Origin of the sequence: Mesorhizobium sp. M0088 (genome assembly GCF_040322895.1) — a bacterium.
Taxonomy (GTDB): Bacteria; Pseudomonadota; Alphaproteobacteria; order Rhizobiales; family Rhizobiaceae; genus Mesorhizobium.
This window is the reverse complement of sequence record NZ_JAMYUI010000008.1, coordinates 46633-72669: the sequence shown is the minus strand read 5'-3', so window position 1 is coordinate 72669 and position 26037 is coordinate 46633. Positions and strand designations below refer to the sequence as shown.

24 protein-coding genes are annotated in these 26037 nt (G+C 63.0%); 10 read left to right on the top strand and 14 right to left on the bottom strand.

Annotated elements, in window-relative coordinates; genetic code table 11:
- Positions 1–3: 3 nt before the first annotated feature.
- From NKJ67_RS11585 to NKJ67_RS11555, 7 genes are all read left to right on the top strand, one after another.
- On the top strand, positions 4–1971 hold the full coding sequence (locus NKJ67_RS11585) for a hydantoinase B/oxoprolinase family protein (RefSeq protein ID WP_127380462.1): 1968 nt from the start codon (positions 4–6) through the stop codon (positions 1969–1971).
- A gap of 162 nt (positions 1972–2133) precedes the next feature.
- Positions 2134–2985 (top strand): FAD binding domain-containing protein, encoded by an 852-nt coding sequence (locus tag NKJ67_RS11580; RefSeq protein ID WP_352581390.1) that lies wholly within the window; start codon positions 2134–2136, stop codon positions 2983–2985.
- Positions 2982–3479, top strand: a complete 498-nt coding sequence (locus NKJ67_RS11575; protein WP_127811213.1) for a (2Fe-2S)-binding protein — start codon at positions 2982–2984, stop codon at positions 3477–3479. The genes NKJ67_RS11580 and NKJ67_RS11575 overlap by 4 nt, the downstream gene beginning before the upstream one ends.
- Positions 3472–5820, top strand: a complete 2349-nt coding sequence (locus tag NKJ67_RS11570) for a xanthine dehydrogenase family protein molybdopterin-binding subunit (protein WP_352581389.1) — start codon at positions 3472–3474, stop codon at positions 5818–5820. Before NKJ67_RS11575 ends, NKJ67_RS11570 begins: the two co-directional genes overlap by 8 nt.
- 12 nt (positions 5821–5832) lie before the next feature.
- A complete protein-coding gene (locus tag NKJ67_RS11565) occupies positions 5833–6564 on the top strand; it encodes a LamB/YcsF family protein (protein WP_352581388.1) in 732 nt (243 codons plus the stop codon).
- 94 nt (positions 6565–6658) lie between these two features.
- A complete protein-coding gene (locus NKJ67_RS11560) occupies positions 6659–8041 on the top strand; it encodes an aspartate aminotransferase family protein (protein ID WP_352581387.1) in 1383 nt (460 codons plus the stop codon).
- Positions 8038–8706 (top strand): nuclear transport factor 2 family protein, encoded by a 669-nt coding sequence (locus NKJ67_RS11555; protein WP_352581386.1) that lies wholly within the window; start codon positions 8038–8040, stop codon positions 8704–8706. The genes NKJ67_RS11560 and NKJ67_RS11555 overlap by 4 nt, the downstream gene beginning before the upstream one ends.
- A 156-nt stretch (positions 8707–8862) precedes the next feature.
- Here NKJ67_RS11555 and NKJ67_RS11550 read toward each other — a convergent pair whose 3' ends face one another.
- The 10 genes from NKJ67_RS11550 to pxpA all read right to left on the bottom strand — a co-directional run bounded on the left by NKJ67_RS11550 (position 8863) and on the right by pxpA (position 18068).
- The gene (locus tag NKJ67_RS11550; RefSeq protein ID WP_127317803.1) at positions 8863–10056 is read right to left on the bottom strand and encodes an ABC transporter substrate-binding protein; all 1194 of its coding nucleotides are present in this window, start codon (positions 10054–10056) and stop codon (positions 8863–8865) included.
- A 43-nt stretch (positions 10057–10099) separates the two neighbouring features.
- On the bottom strand, positions 10100–11191 hold the full coding sequence (locus NKJ67_RS11545; protein WP_127326909.1) for a branched-chain amino acid ABC transporter permease: 1092 nt from the start codon (positions 11189–11191) through the stop codon (positions 10100–10102).
- A 4-nt stretch (positions 11192–11195) separates the two neighbouring features.
- Positions 11196–12101: a branched-chain amino acid ABC transporter permease gene (locus NKJ67_RS11540; protein WP_027036291.1), complete on the bottom strand. Its 906-nt coding sequence runs from the start codon at positions 12099–12101 to the stop codon at positions 11196–11198.
- Position 12102: 1 nt separating this feature from the next.
- On the bottom strand, positions 12103–12837 hold the full coding sequence (locus tag NKJ67_RS11535; RefSeq protein ID WP_127319975.1) for an ABC transporter ATP-binding protein: 735 nt from the start codon (positions 12835–12837) through the stop codon (positions 12103–12105).
- On the bottom strand, positions 12834–13586 hold the full coding sequence (locus tag NKJ67_RS11530) for an ABC transporter ATP-binding protein (RefSeq protein ID WP_027163992.1): 753 nt from the start codon (positions 13584–13586) through the stop codon (positions 12834–12836). Before NKJ67_RS11530 ends, NKJ67_RS11535 begins: the two co-directional genes overlap by 4 nt.
- A gap of 249 nt (positions 13587–13835) precedes the next feature.
- On the bottom strand, positions 13836–14807 hold the full coding sequence (locus NKJ67_RS11525) for a 5-oxoprolinase subunit C family protein (RefSeq protein WP_127319973.1): 972 nt from the start codon (positions 14805–14807) through the stop codon (positions 13836–13838).
- Positions 14797–15672 carry a 5-oxoprolinase subunit B family protein gene (locus NKJ67_RS11520; protein ID WP_127326913.1) on the bottom strand — a complete coding sequence of 292 codons (876 nt, stop codon included), beginning with the start codon at positions 15670–15672 and terminating at the stop codon, positions 14797–14799. Before NKJ67_RS11520 ends, NKJ67_RS11525 begins: the two co-directional genes overlap by 11 nt.
- Positions 15673–15681: 9 nt before the next feature.
- Complete coding sequence (locus tag NKJ67_RS11515; RefSeq protein WP_352581385.1) at positions 15682–17046, bottom strand: acetyl-CoA carboxylase biotin carboxylase subunit; 1365 nt, start codon at positions 17044–17046, stop codon at positions 15682–15684.
- Entirely contained in the window at positions 17046–17279 is a 234-nt protein-coding gene (locus tag NKJ67_RS11510; protein WP_013533152.1) for an acetyl-CoA carboxylase, read from the bottom strand. Before NKJ67_RS11510 ends, NKJ67_RS11515 begins: the two co-directional genes overlap by 1 nt.
- 66 nt (positions 17280–17345) lie before the next feature.
- Entirely contained in the window at positions 17346–18068 is a 723-nt protein-coding gene (gene pxpA / locus NKJ67_RS11505; protein ID WP_352581384.1) for a 5-oxoprolinase subunit PxpA, read from the bottom strand.
- Between the two features lie 135 nt (positions 18069–18203).
- On the opposite strand from pxpA, the gene NKJ67_RS11500 reads away from it, so the two are divergent.
- Positions 18204–19109, top strand: a complete 906-nt coding sequence (locus tag NKJ67_RS11500) for a LysR family transcriptional regulator (RefSeq protein WP_013533150.1) — start codon at positions 18204–18206, stop codon at positions 19107–19109.
- A 249-nt stretch (positions 19110–19358) separates the two neighbouring features.
- Here the strand turns inward: NKJ67_RS11500 and NKJ67_RS11495 are convergent, their stop codons facing one another.
- Positions 19359–20099 (bottom strand): NADPH-dependent F420 reductase, encoded by a 741-nt coding sequence (locus tag NKJ67_RS11495; RefSeq protein WP_256747157.1) that lies wholly within the window; start codon positions 20097–20099, stop codon positions 19359–19361.
- A gap of 365 nt (positions 20100–20464) precedes the next feature.
- Here NKJ67_RS11495 and NKJ67_RS11490 point away from each other — a divergent pair, with 365 nt between their 5' ends.
- The gene (locus NKJ67_RS11490; RefSeq protein ID WP_352581383.1) at positions 20465–21064 is read left to right on the top strand and encodes a TetR/AcrR family transcriptional regulator; all 600 of its coding nucleotides are present in this window, start codon (positions 20465–20467) and stop codon (positions 21062–21064) included.
- A gap of 192 nt (positions 21065–21256) precedes the next feature.
- Here NKJ67_RS11490 and NKJ67_RS11485 read toward each other — a convergent pair whose 3' ends face one another.
- The 3 genes from NKJ67_RS11485 to NKJ67_RS11475 form a co-directional block, all read right to left on the bottom strand.
- A complete protein-coding gene (locus NKJ67_RS11485; RefSeq protein WP_352581382.1) occupies positions 21257–22396 on the bottom strand; it encodes an alpha-hydroxy acid oxidase in 1140 nt (379 codons plus the stop codon).
- A gap of 103 nt (positions 22397–22499) precedes the next feature.
- Positions 22500–23597: an isocitrate/isopropylmalate dehydrogenase family protein gene (locus NKJ67_RS11480; protein WP_127326917.1), complete on the bottom strand. Its 1098-nt coding sequence runs from the start codon at positions 23595–23597 to the stop codon at positions 22500–22502.
- Between the two features lie 25 nt (positions 23598–23622).
- Positions 23623–24366, bottom strand: coding sequence for a glucose 1-dehydrogenase (locus NKJ67_RS11475; RefSeq protein WP_023808968.1), 744 nt, complete (start codon positions 24364–24366; stop codon positions 23623–23625).
- A 141-nt stretch (positions 24367–24507) separates the two neighbouring features.
- Here NKJ67_RS11475 and NKJ67_RS11470 point away from each other — a divergent pair, with 141 nt between their 5' ends.
- Positions 24508–26004: an aldehyde dehydrogenase family protein gene (locus NKJ67_RS11470; protein ID WP_352581381.1), complete on the top strand. Its 1497-nt coding sequence runs from the start codon at positions 24508–24510 to the stop codon at positions 26002–26004.
- The last annotated feature ends 33 nt before the right edge of the window (positions 26005–26037 follow it).

Genomic DNA, 26037 nt, shown 5'->3' with positions numbered 1-26037 from the left:
GACATGACAAAGCTGATTGAAACGAGCCCTGGCCTCGATCCGGTAACGTTCGAGGTGCTGAAGAACTCCTTCATCACCACCGTCGACCAGATGGCCGAACAGATGCTTCGCACCTGCTATTCCTTCGTCATCTACAACCGAGACTTTTCGAATGCCCTGCACGACGCCGATGGCAACTCCGTCGCCCAGGGCAACTACGACATCGCGGTCCATGTCGGCACACTGCACAACACGTGCAAGGAGGTGATCCGGGTCTTCGAAGGCGATATGGCACCCGGTGACGTCTACGCAATCAACGATCCCTATGCCGGCGGTACGCATTTCAGCGATGTTCGGCTCGTCCGGCCGATCTTCGACGAAGACAAACTGATCGGCTTCTCACAGTCGAACGGCCACTGGTCGGATCTTGGCGGCTCGGTGCCGGGTTCCTTCGACGTCACCGCCCGCGACATGTTTCGCGAAGGCCTGCGGATCACGCCGTTGCGCCTTTTCCAGCGCGGCCGCTTCTGCTCCGACGTCGCCAACATGATCGCGGCCAACACGCGCGATCCCGCGTCGATCATTGGCGACATCCATTCCCAGGCGCAGGCGACGCAGGCCGCCGAGCGCGAACTGTTGCGGCTGGTCAAGAAGTACGGACGCGGCCAGGTCATGCGCGGGATGGAGGAGGTTCAGGACTACGTCGAACGTGCGGTGCGAAAGCGTCTCGCGGAGCTGCCCGACGGCACTTGGGAGACGGTCGACTACATCGACCGGGATCTCGGTGCCGGCGAAGGCATGATCCCGATCCGCATCAAGATGACGATCAAGGGCGACACGATCCACTACGATTTTACGGGAAGCCATTCGACCATTGCCTCGATGTACAATTCCGCCCCGGGCGCGACCTTCTCGGCCGTGGTCGCCGGCATGAAAACCTTCTTTCCGGACCTTCCACTCAACAGCGGGTTTTACCGGATGATCGAGGTAACCGCGCCAAAGAACAGCATCGTCAGCGCGGAATGGCCGGTGGCGGTGACCGGATTCCTGATGCCGTTCGAAAAGATCATGAACGCGATCTTCGAGATGTGGTCGAAGATCATGCCCGAACGCGCTATCGCCTGCGCCTTCAACCTCGAATATCTGCTGGCCGGGGGACGGGACGCGCGCAAACCCGAAAAGCCGATCTTCATGTTCTACGAATGGCTGCCCGGCGGTTGGGGCGGGCGCAACGGCAAGGATGGTGCCGATGTCACCACCGCCTGCTTCGGAACCGGGCTGATGTCGCAGCCGAACGAAGGCAACGAGCGGGTGAATCCCACTCGGACACTCGAGTTCCAGATCAAGCAGGATTCAGCCGGGCCCGGCAAATGGCGGGGCGGCGTCGGCGTGCAGAAGACTTCGTTGCTGCTTGAGGCTGAAAATGCCGTCATGTCCTATATTTGCGACCGCGAGCGCGCTGTCGTCTGGGGTGTCGAAGGAGGCCTGCCGTCGATGCCCCACGGCTTGACCATGAAGCGCGCCGGAGAAGAGACCGAGATTTGGCTCGGCTCCGTATTCTCCGATTACTCCGTCCACACAGGCGACCAGTTCGCTCGTCCGACGGCCGGCGGCGGCGGTTTCGGCGATCCATTGGAGCGCGAGCCCCGCAAGGTGATGGAGGACGTGATCGACGACTACGTTTCCCTGGAGCGCGCCAGGACTGACTACGGCGTGGTGATCCGCGAAATCGACCGCGACCTGTGCCAGTACGAAATCGACGGGACGGCAACCGAAGCCTGCCGTGCCGACATCCGGGCGAAACGGAAGGACTGGGCACGCATGGATCCCGAGGAGGTCGCGCGCAAATACCGCTCCGGCGAGATCGATACGCTCGATGCGGTTCGGCACTATGCCGTGATCCTCGACTGGGAGACTGGCGAACTGCTCCCCAAAACCACCGCCCAGTTCCGGGAAAGTTTTGAGAAACGGACCGTCGCCCACTGGGTCTGAGCACTAACGAGCGCGCCGCAATCTTGCGGGCGCTCGCGGGATGCCCGAGTTATCTGTTTTTTCGATACGATATTCAAAGAATTACTATTTCACAGGAGCCTAAAGCTGGAGCAACAATGCTGCAGCGCCGCGAAAGTTGGCTGCTTCCGAGGGGTATGACAGATGGCACCAAGCGTGGAACGATCGTTCACCGCAGCCAGCACGATTGAAGAGGCAATGGCCGCACGCCGGCAAGGCGCGGCGGTGCTTGCCGGCGGCACCTGGATGATGCGTGATCCACGGCGCGGGGTCGATCTTCCCGAGGCGGTGGTCGCACTCCACCGAATACCCGCCTTGTCTAAGGTCGAAATCGAACCGGACCATGTCGTGATCGGCGCAGCCGTTACCCATGCAGTCCTTGGCCGTACGTTGCACGGGGCGGTGGGCTTCGAAGGTCTGGTTGCCGCGGCGGAGAATGCGGCCAATCCTGGCATCCGAAAGGTCGCCACCGTGGGCGGCAACCTTTGTGCCCTCGACTTTGCCGCCGCCGATCTCGCTCCCGCGCTTCTCGCCTGTGAGGCGACGGTGGAGTTGGAGACGTTCGAAGGCCCAAAACTCATCGGTATTTCGGATTTCCTCAAAGACAGGCATGCGCTGCTGGCCGAAGCGATTGTGACGAGAATTCATCTGCGCCGCGACCTTGTCGCCAGTGCTCATATTCGCCTGCCGCTTCGGAAAGCCGGCGACTATCCGGTCGCCATCATCTCGCTTGCGGTAGACAAGGACAAACGATGTCGCATCGCCGTCGGCTCGGTGGAGCCGGTGGCGCGGCGCTGGACGGCGCTCGAACAGGCTATGGCGGCGGACTCGGCCTCTGCGTTCGATCCGGAACGCGCCGCCGGGCTTGCGCTGGAGCACAATGATTTTCAGGGCCGCGACGGCAAGGAAGCGGAGGGTTGGTACCGGCGCCAGGTTCTTGCGCCGCTGGTCAAGCGCGGTGTTGCCGCACTTCTCAAGACCGGGCGCCTGGCATGACCGTGATATTCCAGCTGAATGGCGAGGACTGCCGCTTTGATGGCGATCCGATGACGCCACTCGTCGACATCCTGCGGCAGGAACGATTCCTGACGGGGACCAAAGCCGTGTGCCGCGAAGGCTTCTGCGGCGCGTGCACCGTGCATGTCGACGATGAAGCGGTGCCGTCCTGCCTGAAGCCGATTGGCCTCGTCCAGGGATGCGCGGTGACGACCATCGAGGGATTGAGTTCCGGAAACCAGGCGCTGCACCCGCTCCAGGCCAATTTCGAGGCGGCCGATGCCGTGCAATGCGGCATGTGTTTCCCGGGAATGGTCATGAGCCTTTCGGCGTTCGTGCGCGACAATCCGCATGCGAGCCGTCCCGAAATCAAGGCCGCGATGGTCGGCAACATCTGCCGCTGCACGGGATATGAGCGGATCGTCGACGCCGTGGCCGACTGGCTCGACCAAGCGCGGATGGCTGGCCAGGTGGTAGGAGGCATCCATGTCTGAGCTGTCCGCCACGGTGATGAACCTTCCCCGCCGCGATGCGCAGGACAAGCTGCGCGGGCGCACGAAATACACCAACGACCGGGTTCGCCCCGACATGTTGCATGCCGTGCTGCTGCGGTCGACCGTTGCCGCTGGGCGGATCCGCAAGCTCGACGTTTCGGCAGCACTTCGCTGTCCTGGTGTGCGCGCGGTGGCGACCGGCGCCGATGCGCCAGGGCTGTACGGCATCGGCATTGCCGACCATCCGCTCCTGGCCATCGACACGATCCGCTATCACGGCGAACCAATCGCCGTCATCGCCGCCGAAACGGAGAAGCAGGCGCGGGCGGCGCTTGCAGTCGTCGTGCTTGAGGTCGAACCGCTGGCACCGGTGTCCACCATGGCCGAAGCGCTCCAGCCCGCCGCCCGTCTCGTTCACGAGGGCTGGCGCGGCTATGAGGTGATCACCGAGGGCGGTGCACGTGCCGGCAACATCGCCTGGGAGGCAAAATCCAGTCGCGGCGACGTCGATGCGGCCTTCTCCCGTCCCGACATTCGCATTGTCGAGAGCAGCTTCACCGTCGGCCGGCAGAACCATGTGCCCTTCGAACCGCGCGTTGCCATCGGCTCCTGGGAGGACGGCCGTGCTCACATCCAGACCTCGACGCAGGTGCCTTGGACCGTGCGCAACGTCACCGGAAGGGTCATGCAGCTTCCGCCCGGGCGTGTGCGGGTCACTGTACCCCCTGTCGGCGGCGGGTTCGGCCTGAAATTCGATGCGTCCATCGAGCCTATCACGGCACTTCTGGCGCGAATGACCGGGCGCACGGTGGTCCTGGAAAATACCCGGCAGGAAGAGATGGCAACCTGCCTCTGCCGCGAGAATGCGGAAATCCGCATCCGGTCCGCTGTCACCGCCGAAGGATACATTGCCGGGCGCGAGGCGGTCGTGCTGATGGACTGCGGCGCGTATGGAGGCGAACAGGTTTTTCTGACGACGATGACGGCGCACACGCTGGGCGGCAATTACAGGGTTGGCGCAACGCGGCTCGTCAGCCGCGCCGTATACACCAACACACCACCCAACGGTGCTTTCCGAGCTTGCAACGGCGTCTACAACACATTCGCTTTGGAGCGACATACCGACGAAATCTGCGATGCGCTAGGCTTCGACCCTATGGAGTTCCGGAAGAAAAATGTCCTGGGAGATGGCGATCTCGGTGCCACGGGCCAGGTTTTCGAGGCCGACGTGCTGGGTCCGATGCTAGATCGCATGGAGACACTGCGCGCCAGCACCGGTACATCAGAGGCCGAGGCCGACGGCAGGCTCTATGGAATTGCGACCACGGTCGGCACATGGTTCGTTTTCGTCGGGCCTTCGGCGGCGACGGTGAATTTGAACGCCGACGGTAGCGCAACGCTGGTCACCTCGGGTGTGGAGATCGGATCGGGCACGATGGTGCAATCCCTGCCGCAAATCGTGGCCGGGCAACTCGGCCTCGCTCCCGACCAGGTGATCGTGCGCGAAGCCGATACGGATGCCGCCGGTCTCGATGTCGGCGTTGGCGGTGGGCGCACCACCGTCTCCATCGGTGCGGCAAGTGTGGCTGCCTGCGCGGAAGTGCGGGAGAAGCTGCTGCGGACCGCCGGTGAGATGCTCCAGACCCGACCGGAAGACTTGGTGGTGCGGGATGGTCGTGTCGAGATCACGGGACGTCCCGGTTCCGGCATGTCGATCCCCGCTGTCGTCGCCCATGCGCAGGCAACCACCGGCCCGGTCACCGGAAGCGGAGCCTTTACCGCCAGGAACACTCCGGCAATGTCCGGCTGCGCGATGGGGCACTTCATCGATGCGCTCGACATCCCCGTCTTCGTCGTTCACGAGGCCGAGGTGGCGGTTGATCCGGACACCGGTCATGTCGAGGTGCTGGCCTATCGCGTGGTGCAGGATGTCGGCCGCGCACTCAACCCGCGCGCGGTCATGGGCCAGATACAGGGTGGTGTCGTGCAGGGTCTCGGCTACGCCCTGCATGAGGAGGTGACGATCACCGCTGACGGACGCATCGCGCAGGACGATTTCGAGACCTATCGCCTGCCGCTGGCGCAGGACGTGGTTCCGGTCGCCGCCGACCTCTACGAGGGCGCACCGTCGATCGGGCCTCTAGGCACCAAGGGCGCGGGCGAGGTCCCGATCCTGGCCGTGGGCGCGGCGATCGGCTGCGCTGTGGCACGCGCTATCGGCAAGCCGGTGCGGCAGCTACCACTGACGCCGCCGCGCGTGCTTCGACTGCTGCACGAGCGCGAACCGCCGCCGGAATTCCCGCACATCGCCCCCGGCTGGGCGTCGAACACTCTGGGCTGAGGCAAGCAAACCATGGTCACCCTGAACTGCGACATGGGGGAAAGTTACGGCAACTGGCGTTTCGGCGACGATGCTGGCATCATGCCTCACATCGATTGCGCCAACATCGCATGCGGCTTCCACGCCTCCGATCCATGGACGATGCTGAAGACCGTGCGGCTCGCGCTTTCGCACGGAAAGAAGGTTGGCGCGCATCCGTCCCTTCCCGATCGCGAGGGATTCGGCCGGCGCGAGATGAAACTTCAACCGGAGGAACTGACAGCCGCCTTCCTCTACCAGATCGGTGCGCTGACAGGAATGCTGGCCACCGAGGGCGGGCAGCTCAGCCATGTCAAGCCGCATGGCATCATCTACGGCATGGCCGCGCACGACATGGACACTGCCCAGGCAATTGCCGCGGCGGTCAAGCCGTTCGGCGTCCCGCTCTTCGGCCTGGCGGGAACCTGTCACGAGACGGCGGCAGCCGAGCTCGGCGTTGCCTTCGTGGGCGAGTTCTTTCCCGATCTTGCCTACGCTCCCGGCGGCAGCCTGATCATCCCGCGCGTCCAGTCGGCCATCGACCTGACGCTTGCCGAGCATCGCATGGTGGGGGCGCTTACCCGACGCGAACTCGTCACGACAGACGGTACGATCCGCCCGGTCGACTTCGACACCGTCTGCATCCACTCCGATCCTCCGAATGCGCGCGACGTCGCCGCGCTGATGCGGCGGATCATCGACACCCATTCCAACAGCCTGCCATGATTCGTTTCCCGAATCGTGAAAGCTCCACGCATGGGATCGAGGACTATCTCGAACTCACCGCCCGAACCATTTCCCCAAGCCGCTGAGGACTTCCATGGATGCGCTTTCCAACTCTCTCGCCGCCGCCGACATCGCCACCTCCATGCACCCCTACACAAACCTGCGTCAGCACGAAGAAACCGGGCCGCTGATCATCAGCCGCGGCGACGGCATCCGTGTGTATGACGAACGCGGCAAGGAATACATCGAAGGGCTCGCCGGGCTGTGGTCAGTGGGCGTCGGCTTTTCGGAAAAGCGGTTGGCCGATGCTGCCTATCAGCAAATGCTGAAGCTGCCCTACTATCACACCTTCTCCTCCAAGGCGCATGAACCGTCCATCCGGCTCGCGGAGAAACTCGTGGAGATGACGCCGGAAAACCTGACGCGTGTCTTCTTCACGTCGTCGGGCTCGGAAGCCAACGACACCATCGTCAAGATGATGTGGTTCATGAACAACGCGCTGGGCCGGCCAAAAAAGAAGAAATTCCTGGCACGGACCAAGGGCTATCACGGCATCACCGTCGCCTCCGGCAGCCTGACAGGCCTGCCGGTCAACCATCGCGACTTCGATCTGCCGGCGATTCCCGTTCGCCACCTGACCTGCCCGCACTTCTATCGCTTCGGCATGGAAGGCGAAGACGAAGCCGCCTTCACGGCGCGTCTGCTCGCCGAGCTGGAAGCGGTGATCGCGGAAGAAGGGGCTGACACCATCGCAGCCTTCATAGGAGAGCCGCTCATGGCAGCCGGCGGCGTTCTGCCGCCGCCGGTCGGGTACTGGGAAGGCGTGGAGAAAATCTGCCGGGCAAATGATATCATCCTGGTAGCAGACGAGGTGATCTGTGGTTTCGGGCGGCTTGGTACGCCCTTCGGCGCTCAGAAATACGGCTTCACGCCTGATATCATGACGGTCTCCAAGCAAATCACGTCGTCTTATATGCCGCTTGCCGCCGTCATTTTCTCCGATGCGATCTATCAGGCGATCGCCGACAACACCGCCACGATCGGCAATTTCGGCCACGGCTTCACCGCGTCAGGACATCCGGTCGCCACGGCGGTGGGTCTCGAAAACCTCGCCATCTTCGAGGAGCGGGACTTGATCGGAAACGCGGCCCGCCTTGAGACGTCGTTCCAGGCCGGCATCCGCTCATTCGCCGATCACCCGCTTGTCGGCGAAGCGAGGGGCACCGGTCTTATCGGCGCCGTTGAACTGGTGGCAGACAAGGCGACGAAACGCCCCTTCGCCAAAGTTGGGCGTGTAGGGGCTATCGCAGCAGGAATCGGCCACGAGGAAGGCCTCATCTTCCGCGCCATCGGCGACCAGCTCGCGCTCTGTCCGCCGATGATCTCGACAGAAGACGATGTGAAGGAAATCATGACGCGCATGGGCCGGACGCTTGAGCGCCTGACCGGTGCGGTCGCCAAGGAGGGACTTGAATGACCCGCATGAAAGCCGAACCGGTCGTCCATATCGACGACGAACGCTTCCGGGTCACCGAATGGCGCTTTGCCACCGGGGCCGAGACCGGCTGGCACATCCATGGCCATGACTACGTCATCGTGCCGCTTACGGGCGGCAAACTCGGTCTCGAAGGCCCGGACGGCGCGCAGTCGCAAGCCGCTCTCACCCAAGGGGTGCCCTATTCGCGGCGGACGGGTGTGGCTCACAACGTCATCAATGCCGGCGATGCACCGCTCGCCTTCCTGGAGGTCGAGGTCGTTGAAGCCGGCGATCTCGCAGCCAGGCGGCTGGCCGTGCTCGACCGGTTCCTCGCGGCCTGGAACGCCCGCGACGTGGGCGCGCTGATGGACTGCATGGCTGAGAATTGCGCTTTCCACGGCTCGGCTGGACCCGATGCCGAAGGGCGCAAGCATATGGGGCGTGACGCCGTGCGCGCCGCCTATGCAGCGCTGTTCGATGCCTTCCCGAAAGCCGAGTGGGCCAGGGGACGGCACGTCGTGACGGGCGACACCGGGCTTTCATCATGGCGCTTCGTCGGCACCACGGCAGCGGGGCAGAAAATCGAAGTCGACGGCTGCGATATCTTCGCTTTCTCGGGGGAGCTCATAGCGCTCAAGGATTCCTACCGCAAAGCGCGAGGGTAGCGAAAATCTGAATTCATCGGGCGACAAGGGCGGTCCAAACGGGCCGCCCTCATTTTTTGTCCAAAGGCAAGATCCTCAAAGACGAAAGGCCCGGTCGTCCCAGAGGAACAGGGCCTTTCGTAGATGAAGGGCCGGACTTATCCGGCCCATCTTCTCCTACTTGAGCAAGGCTTCCATCGGTACCGGCTCGGAAATCGTCCAGTTGCCTACAACACCCGGCTTGCCGGCCTTGGTCTCGACGATCAGGTACCGCGTCTGGTTCTGGTGATGCAGTTCCGGCGAGAAGGTACGAGGCCCGAACAGCGTCGGCTCATTCTTCATCTTTTCCAGTTCCGCGACGACCGCGTCGGCATCGGCCGTGCCTGCACGCTCCACCGCCTTGGCCCAGACGTCGACCATGACGTAACCCGGAAAGACATACTGGCTCGAGGGATCGGCGCCTGTCTTCGCCTTGTAGGTGGCATTGAACTTCAGCACGGCCGGATTGGGATCGTCGCCATAGATCGATCCCTGAACGGGGACGTAGAAGTTCGTCAGATCGGGCACAGCCGAGAGCCAATAGCTACCGTCGACGCCCGATCCATTCAGGATCATGGAGTTGATACCCGCGGCGCGAAGCTGCTTGATGGCCGAGACAGCGCCCGGCATCATCGTGCAAAGCATGATCGCATCCGGCTCCTTCGGCAGAGACTTGATGCGGGTGATCTGCGCGGCGATGGAGGCGTCCTCGTTCTTGAAGGTGTCTTCACCGACAAGCTTCGCGCCCTGGGCTTCGAGCTTCGGCATCATCCAGTCGAAGCCGTCGCAGATGCCCTTGTTGTAGGCCGTCCAGGTATCGAGCAGACGGTAGAAGTCCTTTGCGCCCTTTTCCTTGAATGCCCACTCGGCCATGGTTGCGCCCTGCACGGCCGCCAGCACCGACGCGGAGAAGCTGTGCGGGCCGACACCCTGGATACCGGCCTTGACCGATTCCGCGCACAGGAAGAAGGAGATACGGCCCGCGTCCTCGGCCGCGAGCGCAGCCGGCGATCCGAAGTCGTAATCGCAGGACACGACCACGAGATCCGCACCCTGGTCGAGCACGGAGAGGCCCGCCTTGGCGCCTTCGGCCCGGTCGGACTTGGTGTCGGCCTTGACAACCTTGATCTGCTTTCCAAGCAGGCCGCCAGCCGCATTGATCTCGTCGATGCGGATCAAGGCCGCCTCCTGCGCAGGCTTGTCATAAGCTTCCATGAAGCCCGACTCCGCAGTGGCGAAGCCGATGACGATAGTCTTGTCATCGGCCAGCGCCGGATATGCGATGGACATCGAGGCCAGAGCGGTTGCGACAATTCTCATTTTGTATGTCATGCACGTCTCCTTTTTTGTTTTCCGGTCGGGCTTGTGCCGCCGGTCACTTGTTGCGACTGCTGCGAGGTAAGGTGAGCTCGCGGTTGCCCATGAGTCCGGATGGGCGAAGCGCGAGGATCACGATCATGATGACGCCGAGGGCTATTTCCTGGACCCCTTTCGGGAGGGCGAAAGTGGACTCGCCGAGCGATACGCCTGCCTCCAGCCAGCGCAGCGCCTGGATCAGGGCGGACAGCAGGACGACACCCACCACACCCCCCGACAGGCTGCCCATGCCGCCGACGACGAGCATGGAAAGGGTGATGAAGGTGAGACCGAGATAGAATGTATCGGGTGTGACCACGCCGATGGAATGAGCCATAAGCGCACCGCCCAGCCCCATCACCGCGCCCGATACGACGAACGCCACCAGTCTTTCCCTGGGAATGTCGATACCGGAAGCCGCGGCGGCGGTGGGCTCGTCGCGGGCAGCACGAAGGGCCAGGCCGGACCGGGAGATCGCGTGCGCCCAGGCGATGAAGATTGCGACCACGGCGCCGATCAGATACGGCCAGATCATGCGCACGATCGGAATGCCGACGACCGATGAGGTCGCTCCGGTCACGCTCTCCCAGTTGGAATAAATTGTGTTGATCATGGCGAGCATCGCGAAGGTCGCGATCGAAGCCGCGATGCCCGATAGCCGCATCAGCACCCGCCCGAAGATGAGAGCGGCGAGGGCGGCGAACAATGCCGCCAGCACGGCCGATTGCCAGTACGGCAAACGGGTCGCCAGCAGCCATTCGGGCAATCCCGGCAGCGAACCGCGTTTCATCATCGGATTGATGGTGAGCCATGCGGCCGCGTAGGCGCCAAGGCAGGTGAAGCCGATATGCCCGAAGCTGAGAACGCCCGAATTTCCGATAAAGATGTATAGGCCCACGACGAGGATGACACGGACGAACACGTCGATCACCGTCTGGTTGAAGGGCCGCGATCCGGTCATCACCGTGATCAGCGCGATGGCCAGCAGCAGCAGAGAAAGCAGGACCGGCGTCAGGATTGTGCGGCGGGCAAGCGCGAAGCGGGCGGGCTTTCGCTCGGCAGCCGCGGCACCGGCAGCGGTAGAGTTGGTGAGGGAGGCGGCGACACCCATGAAATCAGACCCTTTCCTTGGTGCCGCGCGCGGCAATAAGCCCTTGCGGGCGGAAGAGGAGAACGAGGATGACCGCTCCATAGACAAAGGCATCGCGGAACGGCCGGGCGTCGATGGGCAGCATGACCTGCATGATCACCGAGGCGGCACCCAGCAGGAAGCCGGCGAGCACGGCTCCCCCGAGGCTGCCGAGGCCGCCAATGACGGTGGCGATGAAGGCCATCAACATGATCGAGGCGCCCATCTGGATGTCCAGCGTGCCTGTCTGGGCGCCAAAGATCAGTGCAATGGCGGCGGCCAACGCGCCGGAGAGGGCGAACGCGCCCATGATAACCCGGTTCGCACGCACACCCAGCATGCGGGCCATCGAGAAGTTCTCGGCCGCCGCCCGCATCTCCAGGCCGAAGCGGGTTTGACGCAGGAACAGTGTCAGGCCGATCAGGATGACCATCGTGGCGACGATCGTTATGAGCTGGAGGAGGGGAAGCCTGGCACCGAGGATCTCCACCGGCTGGGACAGTTCGGGCAGCAGCGAGATCGATTTCGGCCGACTGGAGAAAAGCATGAGCAGGAAGTAGCGAATGACGAAACCGAGCGCGAAGGAGGCGATCATCATGGTTGCCGGATTTGCTTGGCGGAACCGCCTGAAGACAACGATTTCGCACAGCACCGACAGCCCGGCCCCGCAAAGGAGCACGAAGGGCACCAGCAGGTACCACGGCAATTGGCCAGCGAAGACGATGGCCATGGCGTCTGTTGACGGCCATAGCAGCGCGAAGACGCAGAAGGCGATGACGTCGCCATGCGCGAAGTTCACCAGCCGCATGACGCCGAAGATGAGGGCAATGCCAAGCGCCCCAAGCGCGTAGAGCGAACCAAGCGAGAGTGCGTCGAACAGGATCTGGAGCATCTCAGTGGTCCTCGTAACCGAAATAGGCAGCCTGGATCGCCTCGCCATTGCCGAGCGTCCGCGCGTCGCCATCGAGCACGATCTGTCCGCCACGCATCAGGATCATCCGCCCGCCCACCATCATCGCCCGGGCCGAGCTCTGCTCAACGATCAGGAGCGTGAGCTGGCGCTGCGCACGCAACGCGATCAGCCGCTCGTAGACCTGGTCGTTGATGTTGGGGGCGAGGCCCAGCGAAGGCTCGTCGATGGCTACAAGCCGCGGATTGGTCATCAGCGCGCGTCCGATGACCAGCATTTGCTGCTGCCCGCCGGACAGCAATCCCGCCTGCCCGTGCCGCCTCTCTTTCAGCATCGGGAAGGTTGCGTAGACGGCTTCGAGTTCGTCGGCCGCTCGGCTGCGCCAGCCGCGTTCGCGGGCATGCATGCCGGTTCCGACCAGAAGGTTCTCTTCGGTCGTCAGCGAGCCGAAGACATCGCGCCCCTCCGGCACCATGGACAATCCGAGCCGGGCGATGTTCTCCGGCGCCTGGCCGGTGATCTCATGACCTGCAAGGTCGATCCGGCCGCCCGCCACCGGCGTAACACCGGCGATCGCGCGCAGCAGCGAAGACTTCCCGGCTCCGTTCGGGCCGGTGATGAACAGGATTTCTCCCTCCTCCATGGAGAAGGAGACATTTCGGACCGCCGTGAGACGGCTGTAGCGGATAGTGATATCGGAAAGGGCGAGCAGGCTCATTCCATCGCCTCCAGCACAGGCAGGTCGGTGTTCGCGGCCGTGCCCATATAGGCGTGGCGCACCTTCTCGCTGTCGCGGATCGCGGCAGGCGGGCCTTCCTCGATGATCGCTCCGGAATCGAGCACGACGATATGCTGGCAAAGGCCGAGCACCAGCCCGACATTGTGCTCGATGAGCAGGACACCACAGCCGAGATCGCTGGCGATATGTCTTATCAGGGCCGAAAGCTCCCGCGCCTCCAGCGCGCTCATGCCAGCCGCGGGCTCGTCGAGCAGGATGTACGCGGGCCGTCCCATCAGGGCGCGGCCAATGGCGACGCGGCGCTCGTCCGTATATGGCAACGTTCCGGCGATGCGGGTGCCCAGCGCACCGATGCCTATCCAGTCGAGCATCGCTTCCGCTTCGGCGATGGCAGCGCGCCGGCTCATTCCCAGACCAACGCCGGTTACCTCCAAATTGTCCAGCACAGGCAGGTCGCGGAAGAGCCGCCCACCCTGGAAGGTGCGGGCAATGCCGCGCCGCCGGACCTGATGCGGCTTGAGACCTGTGAGTGCTGCCCCGTCGAGCTTGATGGTGCCTTCCGTCGGTGCCTGGAAGCCGGTCAGCACGTTGACGAGCGTGGTCTTGCCAGCGCCATTCGGGCCGATGAGGCCACTGATGCGGCCGGGCGTAATTTGGAGGTCTACCGATGACAGGGCCTTCAGCCCCGCAAACGATACCGAGACATTCTCCGCGCTCAGATGACTCATGACCCTTTCCTTCTTTCTACCGACGGAAAGGCGCGAAGCATCCGGCCTTGCGGCCAGTCGCGTTGCAAATGTCTTCCCCTGTCGGTTCCGGCGGTCTCTAGCGGACTGCTCGGGTGCCAAATTCACGCCGTTGCCCGGCGTCGTCTTGTCGTTTCGCGCACCGGATTTTGTCTTCCGCCACGCACGGTCGGTTTTGGCCGGCCGATCTCCTCGCCACCGGCTCCTCCGCCGGCATTTTCCCGGCTGACGTCAGCCGGCCAGATGCCCTTCAGCACGCGCCAGCGCGGCGCGCTGTTCGGTTCGCGCGGCAAGCGCGTCTTCCAGCGTCACCGGAACGAAGCGCGCCGGGGTGTGCGGCTGGAGCTGGGCGATAAGGTCCATGTCGGCCGATATCACCACGCCCAGCATCATGTACCCGCCACCCGAAACCGCGTCCCGGTGAAGAACGATCGGCTCCGTGCCACTCGGCACCTGGACGGATCCGTAGGGATAGCAGGCATCGACGATGTTCGAGGGGTCGGAGCCCGCACCGAAAGGCTGCTCGCGCTCGACGAATTCCAGCGGCGTCCCACCCCGGAAGCGATAGCCGATGCGGTCGGCTTCGGGTGCGACCTTCCAGGTTTCCTCAAAGAACCGAGTGCCGGCAGCTTCAGTGATCCGATGCCAGTACATGCCGGGAAGCATTCTGAGTTCCGCCGGACTATTGCCCGCGCGGCGCAGATTTGCAGGCAGTGAAAGACCGGCTTTGCCGGAACCTTCGCCGAGGGGAAGCTCATCACCCGCCTTCAGCGTGCGGCCCTGATGACCGCCGAGTGCGCCCAGAATGTAAGTCGAGCGCGAACCGAGAACCACCGGTACGTCGATGCCGCCGGAGACGGCCAGATAAGCGCGCGCGCCGCCCTTGAGGAAGCCGAAGGAAAGCCGGTCACCGGCCTTCACCGGAAAACTTTCCCAGGTCGGCCGTTCCTCGCCATTGAGTTTGGGGGGGAGTTCTCCTCCCGTGACGGCGACGACCGCGGATTGGGTGAATTCGAGTTCGGGGCCCATGAAGGTGGCTTCGAGCACCGCGGCACCCGGATCGTTGCCGACAAGCAGGTTTGCGATGCGTGTGGCAAAGCGGTCCATGCCGCCGCCTTCGGGAATGCCGACATGGTAGTGGCCTGGTCGGCCAAGGTCCTGCACGGAAGTGGAGAGGCCGGGAGAGATTACCTTAACGGCCATTGATAAGCTCCATCAGCTTTGCATTGGTGCCGTAAATATCGCTGTTGAAATCCTTCAGGCTGAAGGTGCACTCGCGAACCGTCGGCTGCCACCGATTGGCTTCGATTTCCTCCAGCGTGGCGTCGTAGTCATCGCGGCCAATGGCCTTGAACTTGACGATGTCGCCTGGCTTGAACAGGCACATATCATCTGAGAGGTAGCGCACCTTCCTGGTCGGGTCGTAGATCGGAGCCGGGGTTATGCCATACATCTGGTAGCCGCCAGCGCCGCGCACCGAATAGATCGCTGCAAAGCAGCCGCCATGGCCAATGGTGAGCTTGGGAGTGTCGGTGCGTGGACGCAAGTATTTCGGCGCCTGAATCTGTTTCTTGCGCTCAACCATCTGGTACAGGAAGGGGAGGCCGGCGACGAAGCCGACCATGGACACGAACCAGGGCTGGCCGGAATAGGCCGTGATAAACTCTTCCACCGTGGCGTAGCCGTTGATGCGTGCCGAATATTCAAGATCGGTGGAGGAGGGGTCCTGATGGCGCTCGCGGAAGCGCAGGCAGGTTTCACGCGTCCATGGATCCTGGAAATAAACCGGCAGTTCGATGATCCGGGTCTTCAGCACCGGGTCCGCCTTCGAGGCCGCCTCTTCCATCGACTTCAGTTCGCTGAGCAAATCCTGCGGCTTGACGATGTCGGGGTTGAAGCGAATCTGGAAGCTGGCGTTGGCTGGGCAGATCTCGGTGACACCTCGGATGCCTGCCGTACGCACCGCGTTCGTCATCGAAAGGCCGGTAAAGAAGGAGGTGAGCGACATTTCTTCGGACACCTCGCCGAAGATATGTTCGTCACCGCCGAAGTTGAATCGTATCGACATCGGTCCTCCTTAACCCGCCAATGCTGCGGCGTTTTCGATGAGCCAGCCTTCCAGCCAGCGGGTATGCACGTCTCCCGCCCGTACCGCCGGATCGGCGGCCAGCGCAAGAAACAGCGGCTTGGTGGTCTTGAGCCCGCCGATCTTCAACTCGTTGAGCGCGCGGATCAGGCGCACTATCGCCGCCTCGCGCGTCTCTGCATGCACGATCAGCTTGGCAAGCAGCGAGTCATAGAAGGGCGGCACCTGATAGCCTTGATAGAGCATCGAATCGAAGCGTACGCCCGGACCGCCGGGAATGCGAAGCTCGGCCACCTGCCCGGGGAATGGAGCGAACTCCTTCGCCGGGTCTTCGGCATTGAGCCGGACTTCGATCGCATGCCCCTTGACGGAGACATCGCTCTGCCTGAACCTCAGCTTCTCGCCGCCGGCGATGCGAAGCATCTCCGCAACGAGGTCGATGCCGGTGATCGCTTCGGTGACCGGGTGCTCGACCTGGATACGGGTGTTCATCTCGATGAAGTAAAAGCGATCTGCTTCATCGTCATAAAGATACTCTACCGTGCCGGCACCAGAGTATTTGACCGCCTTGGCCAAAGCGACCGCCGAAGCGCAGAGATCCTCGCGCAGCCTGTCTGAAAGTGCGCGAGACGGCGCCTCCTCCCAAACCTTCTGGCGTCGCCGCTGCAGTGAGCACTCCCGCTCGTAGCAGTGAATGGCATCGCTTCCGTCCGCCAGCACCTGCACCTCGATATGGCGGGCCTTGCCGATCACTTTTTCCATGTAGAGGCCACCGTCGCCAAAGGCGGCGAGGGCTTCTGCTTCGGCCTGAGGAAAGGCTTGTTCGAACTCGGCGAGCGAGTTGGCGATGCGGATGCCCCGCCCGCCGCCGCCTGCCGCCGCCTTGATCATCACCGGAAAACCGGTTGCGGTCAGCACCTCGTGGCCAGCCTTGAGGCCCTCGACCCGGCCAGCCGAGCCAGGCACCACAGGGACACCTGCAGCGGCGGCGGCCGATCGCGCCGAGACCTTGTCTCCCATCATCCGGATCGCATCTCCCGACGGGCCGACGAAGACCAATCCAGCGCCTGTGACCGCGTCGGAAAACGCGGCATTCTCGGCAAGGAACCCATAGCCAGGATGAACGCTGTCGCAACCGGTATCGCTGGCAGCCTTCAGAATTGCTTCGACATTGAGATAGGACTTCTTTGCTGCTGGTGGGCCGATGTTGACCGCTTCGTCCGCAAGCTGGACGTGGAGCGACTCGGCGTCTGCGGCCGAATACACCGCCACGGTGGCGATCCCCAAATCTTGCGCGGCCCGGATGATCCTGACCGCTATCTCGCCCCGGTTGGCAACCAGAAGCTTTTTCAGCATCAGTCGAGATCCGCGATAGGTGCGCCGGCCATGATGGGGTCCTCATTGTCGGCAATGAAGCGGATGTTCGTACCGGCCGTCTCGGCCCTCACTTCGTGGAACGACTTCATCACTTCGATGAGACCGATTACGTCTCCGGCGGAAACCGCGTCGCCATCCGCCTTGTAGGGCGGCTGGTCTGGCGAAGCGCTCCGATAAAAGGTGCCGGGAAGAGGCGAAAGAATCTGGGCCATAAAAAGCTCCGGAAAACTGCAGACAGACTAATTTGGAACCGCCTGCGCGGGCGGGTTCGGTCGAGTTCAGTGCCAGGGGGCGATTGCGGTGCGCACGGCCCTGGCTATTTCGATGGCGTTCGGCGTATCGGAATGCACGCAGATGGTTTCGCAGCGTACGGGGAAGAAACTGCCGTCCTCTGCCGTGCCCTCGCCCTCCTTGATGGCGCGTACGCACCGCTCGGCCATCTCTGCGGGGTCCTTGGCGTCATGAACGCGTGTCAAGATCAGCTTGCCGGAGGCATCGTAGTCGAGATCGGCATAGAACTCGGCGACGAATGGGATACCGCGCTCTTGATAGATCTTCTCATGCAGGGTGCCCGTCATGCCGAAGAGGGGTACGCCGAAAATCTCTGCCGCGTCGCACACGCCATGGGCGATTGCCTCCTGCTGCATGGCCATGAAGTAGAGGCTGCCATGCGGCTTGATGTGGTGGAGTTCCACACCCTCGGCCCTGAGGAAGCCGGCAAGCGCTCCCACCTGGTAAATGATGGTGTTCCTGACTTCTTCGCGGGTCATCCGCATCTCGCGCCGGCCGAAACCCTGAATGTCGGGCAAGCCTGGATGGGCGCCGATCCTTACGCCACTCGCCTTGGCGCTGCGGACGGCGGCGTGCATGTGATCCGGATCGGAAGCGTGAAAACCACAGGCGACATTGGCAACGTCGATGATGGGCATCATGCCCATATCATCGCCAACCTTGTAGAGGCCAAAGCTTTCGCCCATGTCGCAGTTTAGCGTCACCGCCATCGCATTGTTACCCCTCGAAGCTGCCGTCTTTGCGGCGTTGCAGCATTTTTTGCGCATGCGAGGGCGTTTGTGAAATAGTAGTTTATTGATTGTCATATCAAAAAAACAGATAATGGTTCTGGGCCGGAGCGCACCATGACCATCACCTTGAAACAGCTTGATTATTTTATCGCGACCGCCGAGAGCGGACAGGTCAGTCATGCTGCGGTGGAACTCAACATCTCGCAATCGGCCGTCACTGCGGCGATAAAGACGCTTGAGGCTGACCTGGGCGTACGGCTTTTGGAGCGTAACCACGCTGGCGTAAGACTGACTATGGAGGGCGCGCGGTTTCTTGAACATGCGCGTGTTATCACCGGGGCCGTCGCTGCCGCCGTCCGAAGCCCGTTGCGCGATAGGAAAGGCCTGGCGGGCAAGCTGCGGCTTGGCATGACCTACACGGTCGTCGGCTACTACATGTCGCGCCACTACGCGCGGTTTCGAAAGACCTATCCCGAGATCGAGGTCGAGGTGCTGGAACTGCCCCGAGACGCTCTCGAAAGCGGGTTGATGTGCGGGGACATCGACATGGCCGTGATGCTGGTGTCGAACCTGGAGCACACCAAGGAGTTGGCGCAGGAGGTCTTGATGCGGTCGAACCGCCGGCTCTGGCTCTCGGCTGATCATCATCTGCTCGCGCGGCAGGAAATCAGCCTCGCCGATGTGGCGGCGGAAGATTATGTCATGCTGACGGTGGACGAGGCACGTACGACGGCCGCCCGTTACTGGGATGCCGCGGGGCTTTCGCTTCGCGCCGTCCTTACCACCAGTTCGGTCGAGGCCGTGCGGTCGCTCGTGGCTGCCGGCATGGGGGTCACTGTCCTGTCCGACATGGTTTACCGCCCCTGGTCCTTGGAGGGGCAGCGCATCGAAGTGCGCGGGCTTGTCGAGCCCATCCCCACTATGGATGTCGGCCTGGCCTGGTCGCGTGACAGATCAATCGAACCGGCAGCGGCGGCCTTCCGGGCCTTCATGTCCGTGACCATGGGCGGCGGCGGCTAACCGCCTGCCGTCAGGCAGGCGCTATGGCTCAGGCTCGCTGGATGGGTAGCGGAGCGTGGGAGTTGATGCCTCGCATCATCAAGGGGGATTTCACCTTTGTCGCAAATAACGCCAAGGGCTTCACAAAACTCTAAAGAGCCGGTTCACGCCGGCCTCGTCATCGTCGCTGGCAGGTTGTTCCCGACAAACAGAAGGAACTCTTGGAGAGTTTTCTTGGTCACCACCTCGGGCCGGAACCGGAAAAGTCTCTCATCGGAGGGCGGTGACTTCACGGTTGCGGGCTACGATCTGCTCGTGGCGGAGGGGGGGCGTCGCCTCCATGAAGCCCTTGATCAGTGCGTCGCGAGCTCCGGGTGCGCGCGCCTTTTCCGCCGTGGACAGCGCATGCTGAAGATCAGGCAACGTCAGTTCCGTGCAGTAGGCTGGCGTGCCCGGTTGCTGGCGCCAGGAACTCGCGAGATCGCCGGCATCAAGTGCGTCGAAACCGGTCTCGTTCACCAGTTCGCGTGCGATCGCTTTGGCATGCGCATCATCACCTGCGACGGGGATCGCGATCCGTTCGGCCGTTCCGGCCGCTGCGCCACCTTCGGCGAGCGTTTGGGCGAGGACCGCATTGAACGTCTTGACCACCGGCCGGCCGAGTTGTTCGCTGGACCAGACGCTTTCCGGCTTGCCATCGTCAACCTCCGCGATGTTCCCGTCGCGCATAGGATAATAATTGGAGGTGTCGATCACGACCACGTCGGCTGGTACATCGGCAAAGATGTTGGCGACATCGGGAATCTTCGCAAACGGGATCGATAGAACGATCGCCTCGACATCCCTGGCTGCTTCGTGCGCGGCAACCGGGAGCGCACCAACCTTCATCGCCTTCTCGCGGATATCATCAGGCCCCTTCGAGCCCGCCAGCTTCACCGCGTGTCCGGCCGCTGTCAGCTTTCGTGCGATGGTGGTGCCGATATTTCCCGCGCCGATAATGCCGATGTTCATGTCGATTTCCTTCCAGATAATTGTGATTATGAGTTCAGCGCATGATGCGCGGATCGATCCCGTGTTGAGCGGGACATCCAGATGGTCGCGCAGGGTGGTGCCGCCATAACCCCCGATGGAACAGCCCGCCTCGAACTTCGTATAGCTCGCTCGCGGCATCTACTGACCGCGCGCGCCAGGCCCCAGGCAGGTTGCCGTACCGTTGCCCAGATGCATGCCGGTATCATCTGCCTGATCATCGTCCTCGTTTCGCCGGCTCATGCCGACCTGTTAGAACAGTCGACCACGGGCTATATGGAGACTATCTCCGCTTCGACTTTAGATACGGAGAGTGTCTCCGATCTTCAAGGGTTCAAAGGTCAGTCATGTCTCAATCGTCGATCGCGTCAGCCCTCCGCAGGGACGCGCAACACAATCGGGCGCACATTCTCGAGGTGGCGCGACAAGCGTTCGGCAACGACAGTGTTGACGTCTCGATGGATGCTATCGCGAAGCTGGCGGGCGTGGGGGCAGGGACGCTCTACCGCCATTTTCCAAACAAAGACGCCCTCCTGGCTGCGCTGCTAATTCTTCACTATGAAAGCCTCGACCATCGTCGCGTTGAAATCGAAGCCGGGGAGAGCGATGCAGGCCGCGCACTCGAACTCTGGGTTGAAGCTCTCGGCGACTGGATGCTGGCTTATGAGGGCTTGCCTGAACCGTTACGGGCCGCTTGCCGAGTAGAATCCCCGCTGACGCCGACCTGCCATGCTGTCATCGCGACGACGGAGCGAATCCTGAAGGCTGCACAGGACGAAGGGCTTGCACGACGGACGATGACCGGGCGCGACATCTTTTTCGGAGCACTGGCGATCGCTTGGGCGAGCGGCGCAACGGCAGCGGGCGAAGACACACGGAACGTGCTTCGCGACGTCCTGAAGAACGGGTGGATGGAACCGAAACCAGCACCGGGCGGCCGAGTTTAGTCCGCCTATCCGACTGCGCAGCCTTTCGAATTCATAACGACTGCCGCCAGCCCGTGTGCATCAAACAAACGCTTTCTGAATAGGCTGCCGTCGTCTGGATGGACGGCGGCTTTTGGGCCTGGGAAGAGCGGCGTGCGAGGGCTGCAATTGGTGCTGAAACTTTGCGACCAAGCGTGAGCACACGTCTTGGCGCTATGCTATGATTTCTGATCCCGCTTCCTGAAAACGGGGGATCCCGCAGAGCCTGAGGCAAGTCACCACTTCGTCCAGGAGGATATCGAGTGCCTTGGCCACACCGGCCTCGCCAGCCACGGCGCCGAACAGTGCGGCCCGCCCGATCGCCGCGACGGTGGCGCCGCGTGCCTTGGCCTTGATGATGTCCGTGCCCGTGCGGATACCGGAATCGATGAGGATCGGGACTTGGGCGCCAAGTGCCTGACGGATGGCGGGCAGGGCATCGATGCTCGATACAGCACCATCGAGCTGACGGCCTCCATGGTTGGACACCCAGATGCCATCGGCACCAGCCGCCACCAGTCGCGACGCGTCGCCCGGGTGCAGGACGCCCTTGACCAGCAGCCGGCCTTTCCACCAGTCGCGGATCTGGCGGAAATCGTCCCAGTCGAAACCTGCATGGAGGCTGCCGCCAACACGCGCGGCGATCGTCAGGCCGGCGCTGTTGTCACCGAGATAGCCGCGGACGTTCTCGAACTGGGGCAGACGACCGCGCAGCAGGCGCAGCGACCAGCCAGGATGAAGCATGCCTTCCCAGAGATGCCGGGCCGAAGGCCGCAGTGGGATGGATATGCCGTTCCTAAGATCCTTTTCGCGCTTGCCCCCGGCTTGCAGATCAACGGTCACCACCAGCGTCGAATAGCCAAATTCTTCCGCTCGCCTCACCAGTTGGCGATTGAAGTCGAAATCCTTGAGCACATAAAGCTGGAACCACAGCGGCCCCTGTACGGCTCGCGCCATGCCTTCGATGCTGGCCGTGGCCATGGTGGAGAGTGTGTAGGGGATGCCGCGAGCGGTTGCCGCCCTCGCGATGGCAATGTCGGCTCCGGGCCTGACCAGCGCGCAGGAACCCATCGGGCTGATCACGAGCGGTGTCGGCAAGGTCTCGGACCAGAGCGTCGTGGAAACGTTCGGATGCGAAACATCGGTAAGCACGCGCGGCAAAAGTCTGATCTTTTCGAAATCGCTTCGGTTGGCGTTAAGGGTGAGTTCCTGCCCCGCCCCGCCATCGATGAATTCGAAGATGGATTTCGGCAGGCGACGACGGGCAAGCCTGCGAAAATCCTCGACCGAAACCTGGCGATCGAGAGCGCCCATCTCAAGCCTCGCCCTCGTGCCGGTCGGCAATGAATATCCGGCGCATGAGCGTCTGGCCGACCTTGCGAGGTCCAACAAGATCTATCTTCACCTTGATCATCAGTCACGCCGCTGCCGCGAACCGGTCGCAGATCGAGCGGGTTATCTCGCTGGTCGACGCCCTGCCTTTCAGGTCGGCGCTCAGGAGCCCGTTGGCCAGGCAGTCCTCGGTCACGCGACGGATGCGCGCCGCGGCCTGGTTGAGCCTCTCGTCGCCATGCTTGTGGCCGAGCCAGTCGAGCATCGAGGCTGCCGACAGGATCGTCCCATACGGATTGGCGATACCTTGACCGGCAATGTCGGGCGCCGAGCCGTGCGCGGCCTGGAAGAAGCCGTTGGCCGCGCCGATCTCGGCTGAAGGCGCCATGCCCATCCCGCCCACCGTCGCAGCGGCGAGGTCGGACAGGATGTCGCCGAACATGTTCTCGCTGACGACGACGTTGAAATGGCCCGGTTTCAGCACGAGATGCATCGCCATGGCGTCGACCAGCGCGTGCTCGGTCGCGATATCGGGATAGTCCTTCGCCACTTCGTCGAAGACGGAGCGGAAGAAGGCATAGCTGCGCAGCACGTTGGCCTTGTCGCAGCAGGTGACCCGGCGCACGCCGTCACGGGGCGCGCCGCCCGACTGGCGCGCCAGTTCGAAGGCCTTGCGCACGATGCGCACGATGCCGGAGCGGGTCTGCACCAGCGTGTCGACCGCCACTTCGCCGCGCAACAGGGCGCCCGATCCCCGCGCGGCGTAAAGCCCTTCGCTGTTCTCGCGCAAGATGATGTAGTCGATATCGCCGGCCTTCACTCCGCTCAACGGGCTAGGCACGCCCTCGAAGAGCCTGATGGGGCGGACGTTGGCATAGAGATCGAGTTCGAAGCGCAGTCTCAGCGTGAAATCCAGGCCTGCTTCGGTTCCATCGGGATGGACGACGCCCGGCAAGCCGCCCGCACCATGCAGGATGGCGTCCGCCGCGCGGCAGGCCTGGAAGGTCGGCTCGGGAAAGCTCTGGCCGGTCTTCAGGAAATGCTCGGCTCCGGCCGGGTATTCGCTGAAGTGCAAGGGGTTGCCGGGACCAAGCGCTGCTTTCACCACTTGAACCGCTGCGGCGCAGACTTCCGGGCCGATGCCGTCGCCATGCACCACGGCGATTTCGTAGACAGGCTTCATCGCCAACTCCCAAATGGTCTAACGCTCAGATGCACTTGCCGCCGTCGACATTGAGGTCGACGCCGGTGATCATGCTGGCCTCGTCGGAGCACAGGAATGCCGCGGCGTTGCCCATGTCCGCCGGCGTAGACAGCCTGCCGATCGGAATGGTGGCGACGACGCGGGCGCGGTTTTCCTCGCCGGAGCCGATGAAGGTGGACAGAAGCGGCGTGTCGCCGGCAACCGGGTTGATGGCGTTGACGCGGATGCCGAAGGGGGCGAGTTCCACGGCCATGGCCCGGGTGGCGGCAATCGCCCAGCCTTTGGAAGCATTGTACCAAGTCAAATTCGGGCGCGGCGAGACGCCGCCGGTGGAGGCGACGTTGAGGATGGCGCCCGATTTGATGGATTTGAAATGCGCAACGACCGCACGGGCGCCATTGTAGATGGATCGCATGTTGACGTTGGCGATCCGGTCGAACATCTCTTCGTCCATCGTCTCGAGCGCCAGGGGCGGCTGGGCCACGCCGGCATTGTTGACCAGTATGTCGAGACCGCCAAAGGCCGAGCGGGCCAGGTCTGCCGCCGCTTCGAAGCTTGCGAGTGTCGAGACGTCGCCAGTGATTGGCCGCACATTTTTGCCGACTTCGGCAGCAACGCGGGCCGCGGCGGCCTCATCACGGTCCATCAACACGACCCGCGCACCTTCGGTGACGAATTTCCTGACGATGCCTTCGCCAAATCCTGAACCGCCGCCAGTGACGATGGCGACCTTGCCAGCAAGTCTCATATCTGTTCCTCCGTTGCCGGCACCATCGGGGAAGTCGCGTACATTGCACAGTCCGATTATCTGAACGCCCTTTTAGCTTTCCTTGTTTGAGGTCGACCGGCGTGGGAGGCATAGTCGCCACGGAATTGTGAGGAGGAAGGGATGACGCTGAATTTCGACCCGCGGGCGAAGGCCACGGCGCTCTACCACGGCGAATTCCGGCCGATGTTCGTCGGCGGCAGGTGGGTTCCGGCACAATCCGGCCAGGAGATGCAGGCGCTCAACCCGGCGACTGGCGAAGTGCTGGCCACCGTCCCGCGTGGCTCGGCCGCCGACATCGATGCGGCGGTGGCCGCTGCGCGCACGGCTTTCGAAGGGCCGTGGTCAAAATTCTCGCCCTATGAGCGGCAGTGCGTGCTTCTGCGCATCGCCGATCTCTTCGAGACTCATTGGGAAGAGCTCAGCGTTTCCGACACTCTCGACATGGGACTGCCGATCACGCGCACGCTCGCCAACCGGCGGCGCGTCATCGGCATGCTGCGCTTCTATGCGGGCATGGCGACCGCGCTGCATGGCGAATCCATAGACAATTCGATCCCCGGCGAGATCGTCAGCTTCACAAGGCGCGAACCGGTGGGCGTTGTCGGCGCGATCATCCCCTGGAACGCTCCGACCGCCGCGTCGATCTGGAAGATCGCGCCGGCGCTCGCCACCGGCTGCACCATCGTGCTGAAGCCCTCGGAGGACGCCTCGTTGACGCCGCTGCTGATCGCCAGGCTGATGCAGGAAGCCGGCGTTCCCGACGGCGTCGTCAACGTCGTCACCGGCACCGGGGCGGAGGCCGGTGCGCGGCTCGCTGAACATCCCGACGTCAACAAGATCGTCTTCACCGGCTCGACGCTGACCGGGCAGGCCATCGCGCGGGCGGGCGTGACCAACCTCAAGCGCGTTTCCCTGGAACTCGGCGGCAAATCGCCGATCATCGTCTGCCGGGATGCCGACATCGACAAGGCGGTTCCTGTCGCCGCGATGGCGGTGTTCGTGCATTCGGGCCAGATCTGCATCGCCGGATCGCGGCTGTTCGTGGCGCGCGAAATCCATGACGAATTCGTGCGCCGGGTCGCCGAGTTTGCCGGCAGGCTTCGCATCGGCCATGGCATCGAGGCGGAAACCGAAATCGGCCCGCTCATCAATGCCAGGCAGGCCGGCAAGGTGGTGGGCTATATCAAGGCCGGCCGCGACGAAGGCGCGGAACTGATAGCGGGCGGGGCGCGACTGACCGGCGAGCCCTACGACGGCGGCAATTTCATCGCGCCGACCGTCTTCGGCGCGGTGTCGGACAAGATGACCATCGCGCGTGAAGAAATCTTCGGTCCGGTGATTTCGGCGATGCCGTTCGACACGCTCGACGAAGCCGTGGCGCGGGCCAATGCGACGCCCTATGGCTTGGCAGCCGGCATTTTCACCACCCATCTGGGCACCGCGCACAAGCTCGCCCGCCGCATCAAGGCCGGCTCGGTGTGGGTCAACATGTACCACGCCATCGACCCGGCGGTGCCGTTCGGCGGCATGAAGATGTCCGGCTACGGCCGCGAGGGCGGCATCGAACATCTGCATGAATATCTGGAGACCAAATCGGTCTGGATCCAGACCGACTGAGGGTGCGCTGATATTCAGGTGAGGCCGGGCTGC

Excerpts from the sequence above, each read along its gene's own strand:
- NKJ67_RS11585 (WP_127380462.1), top strand. The coding sequence starts at position 4 with ATGACAAAGCTGATTGAAACGAGCCCTGGCCTCGATCCGGTAACGTTC.
- NKJ67_RS11580 (WP_352581390.1), top strand. The coding sequence starts at position 2,134 with ATGGCACCAAGCGTGGAACGATCGTTCACCGCAGCCAGCACGATTGAA.
- NKJ67_RS11575 (WP_127811213.1), top strand. The coding sequence starts at position 2,982 with ATGACCGTGATATTCCAGCTGAATGGCGAGGACTGCCGCTTTGATGGC.
- NKJ67_RS11570 (WP_352581389.1), top strand. The coding sequence starts at position 3,472 with ATGTCTGAGCTGTCCGCCACGGTGATGAACCTTCCCCGCCGCGATGCG.
- NKJ67_RS11565 (WP_352581388.1), top strand. The coding sequence starts at position 5,833 with ATGGTCACCCTGAACTGCGACATGGGGGAAAGTTACGGCAACTGGCGT.
- NKJ67_RS11560 (WP_352581387.1), top strand. The coding sequence starts at position 6,659 with ATGGATGCGCTTTCCAACTCTCTCGCCGCCGCCGACATCGCCACCTCC.
- NKJ67_RS11555 (WP_352581386.1), top strand. The coding sequence starts at position 8,038 with ATGACCCGCATGAAAGCCGAACCGGTCGTCCATATCGACGACGAACGC.
- NKJ67_RS11550 (WP_127317803.1), bottom strand. The coding sequence starts at position 10,056 with ATGACATACAAAATGAGAATTGTCGCAACCGCTCTGGCCTCGATGTCC.
- NKJ67_RS11545 (WP_127326909.1), bottom strand. The coding sequence starts at position 11,191 with ATGGGTGTCGCCGCCTCCCTCACCAACTCTACCGCTGCCGGTGCCGCG.
- NKJ67_RS11540 (WP_027036291.1), bottom strand. The coding sequence starts at position 12,101 with ATGCTCCAGATCCTGTTCGACGCACTCTCGCTTGGTTCGCTCTACGCG.
- NKJ67_RS11535 (WP_127319975.1), bottom strand. The coding sequence starts at position 12,837 with ATGAGCCTGCTCGCCCTTTCCGATATCACTATCCGCTACAGCCGTCTC.
- NKJ67_RS11530 (WP_027163992.1), bottom strand. The coding sequence starts at position 13,586 with ATGAGTCATCTGAGCGCGGAGAATGTCTCGGTATCGTTTGCGGGGCTG.
- NKJ67_RS11525 (WP_127319973.1), bottom strand. The coding sequence starts at position 14,807 with ATGGCCGTTAAGGTAATCTCTCCCGGCCTCTCCACTTCCGTGCAGGAC.
- NKJ67_RS11520 (WP_127326913.1), bottom strand. The coding sequence starts at position 15,672 with ATGTCGATACGATTCAACTTCGGCGGTGACGAACATATCTTCGGCGAG.
- NKJ67_RS11515 (WP_352581385.1), bottom strand. The coding sequence starts at position 17,046 with ATGCTGAAAAAGCTTCTGGTTGCCAACCGGGGCGAGATAGCGGTCAGG.
- NKJ67_RS11510 (WP_013533152.1), bottom strand. The coding sequence starts at position 17,279 with ATGGCCCAGATTCTTTCGCCTCTTCCCGGCACCTTTTATCGGAGCGCT.
- pxpA (WP_352581384.1), bottom strand. The coding sequence starts at position 18,068 with ATGGCGGTGACGCTAAACTGCGACATGGGCGAAAGCTTTGGCCTCTAC.
- NKJ67_RS11500 (WP_013533150.1), top strand. The coding sequence starts at position 18,204 with ATGACCATCACCTTGAAACAGCTTGATTATTTTATCGCGACCGCCGAG.
- NKJ67_RS11495 (WP_256747157.1), bottom strand. The coding sequence starts at position 20,099 with ATGAACATCGGCATTATCGGCGCGGGAAATATCGGCACCACCATCGCA.
- NKJ67_RS11490 (WP_352581383.1), top strand. The coding sequence starts at position 20,465 with ATGTCTCAATCGTCGATCGCGTCAGCCCTCCGCAGGGACGCGCAACAC.
- NKJ67_RS11485 (WP_352581382.1), bottom strand. The coding sequence starts at position 22,396 with ATGGGCGCTCTCGATCGCCAGGTTTCGGTCGAGGATTTTCGCAGGCTT.
- NKJ67_RS11480 (WP_127326917.1), bottom strand. The coding sequence starts at position 23,597 with ATGAAGCCTGTCTACGAAATCGCCGTGGTGCATGGCGACGGCATCGGC.
- NKJ67_RS11475 (WP_023808968.1), bottom strand. The coding sequence starts at position 24,366 with ATGAGACTTGCTGGCAAGGTCGCCATCGTCACTGGCGGCGGTTCAGGA.
- NKJ67_RS11470 (WP_352581381.1), top strand. The coding sequence starts at position 24,508 with ATGACGCTGAATTTCGACCCGCGGGCGAAGGCCACGGCGCTCTACCAC.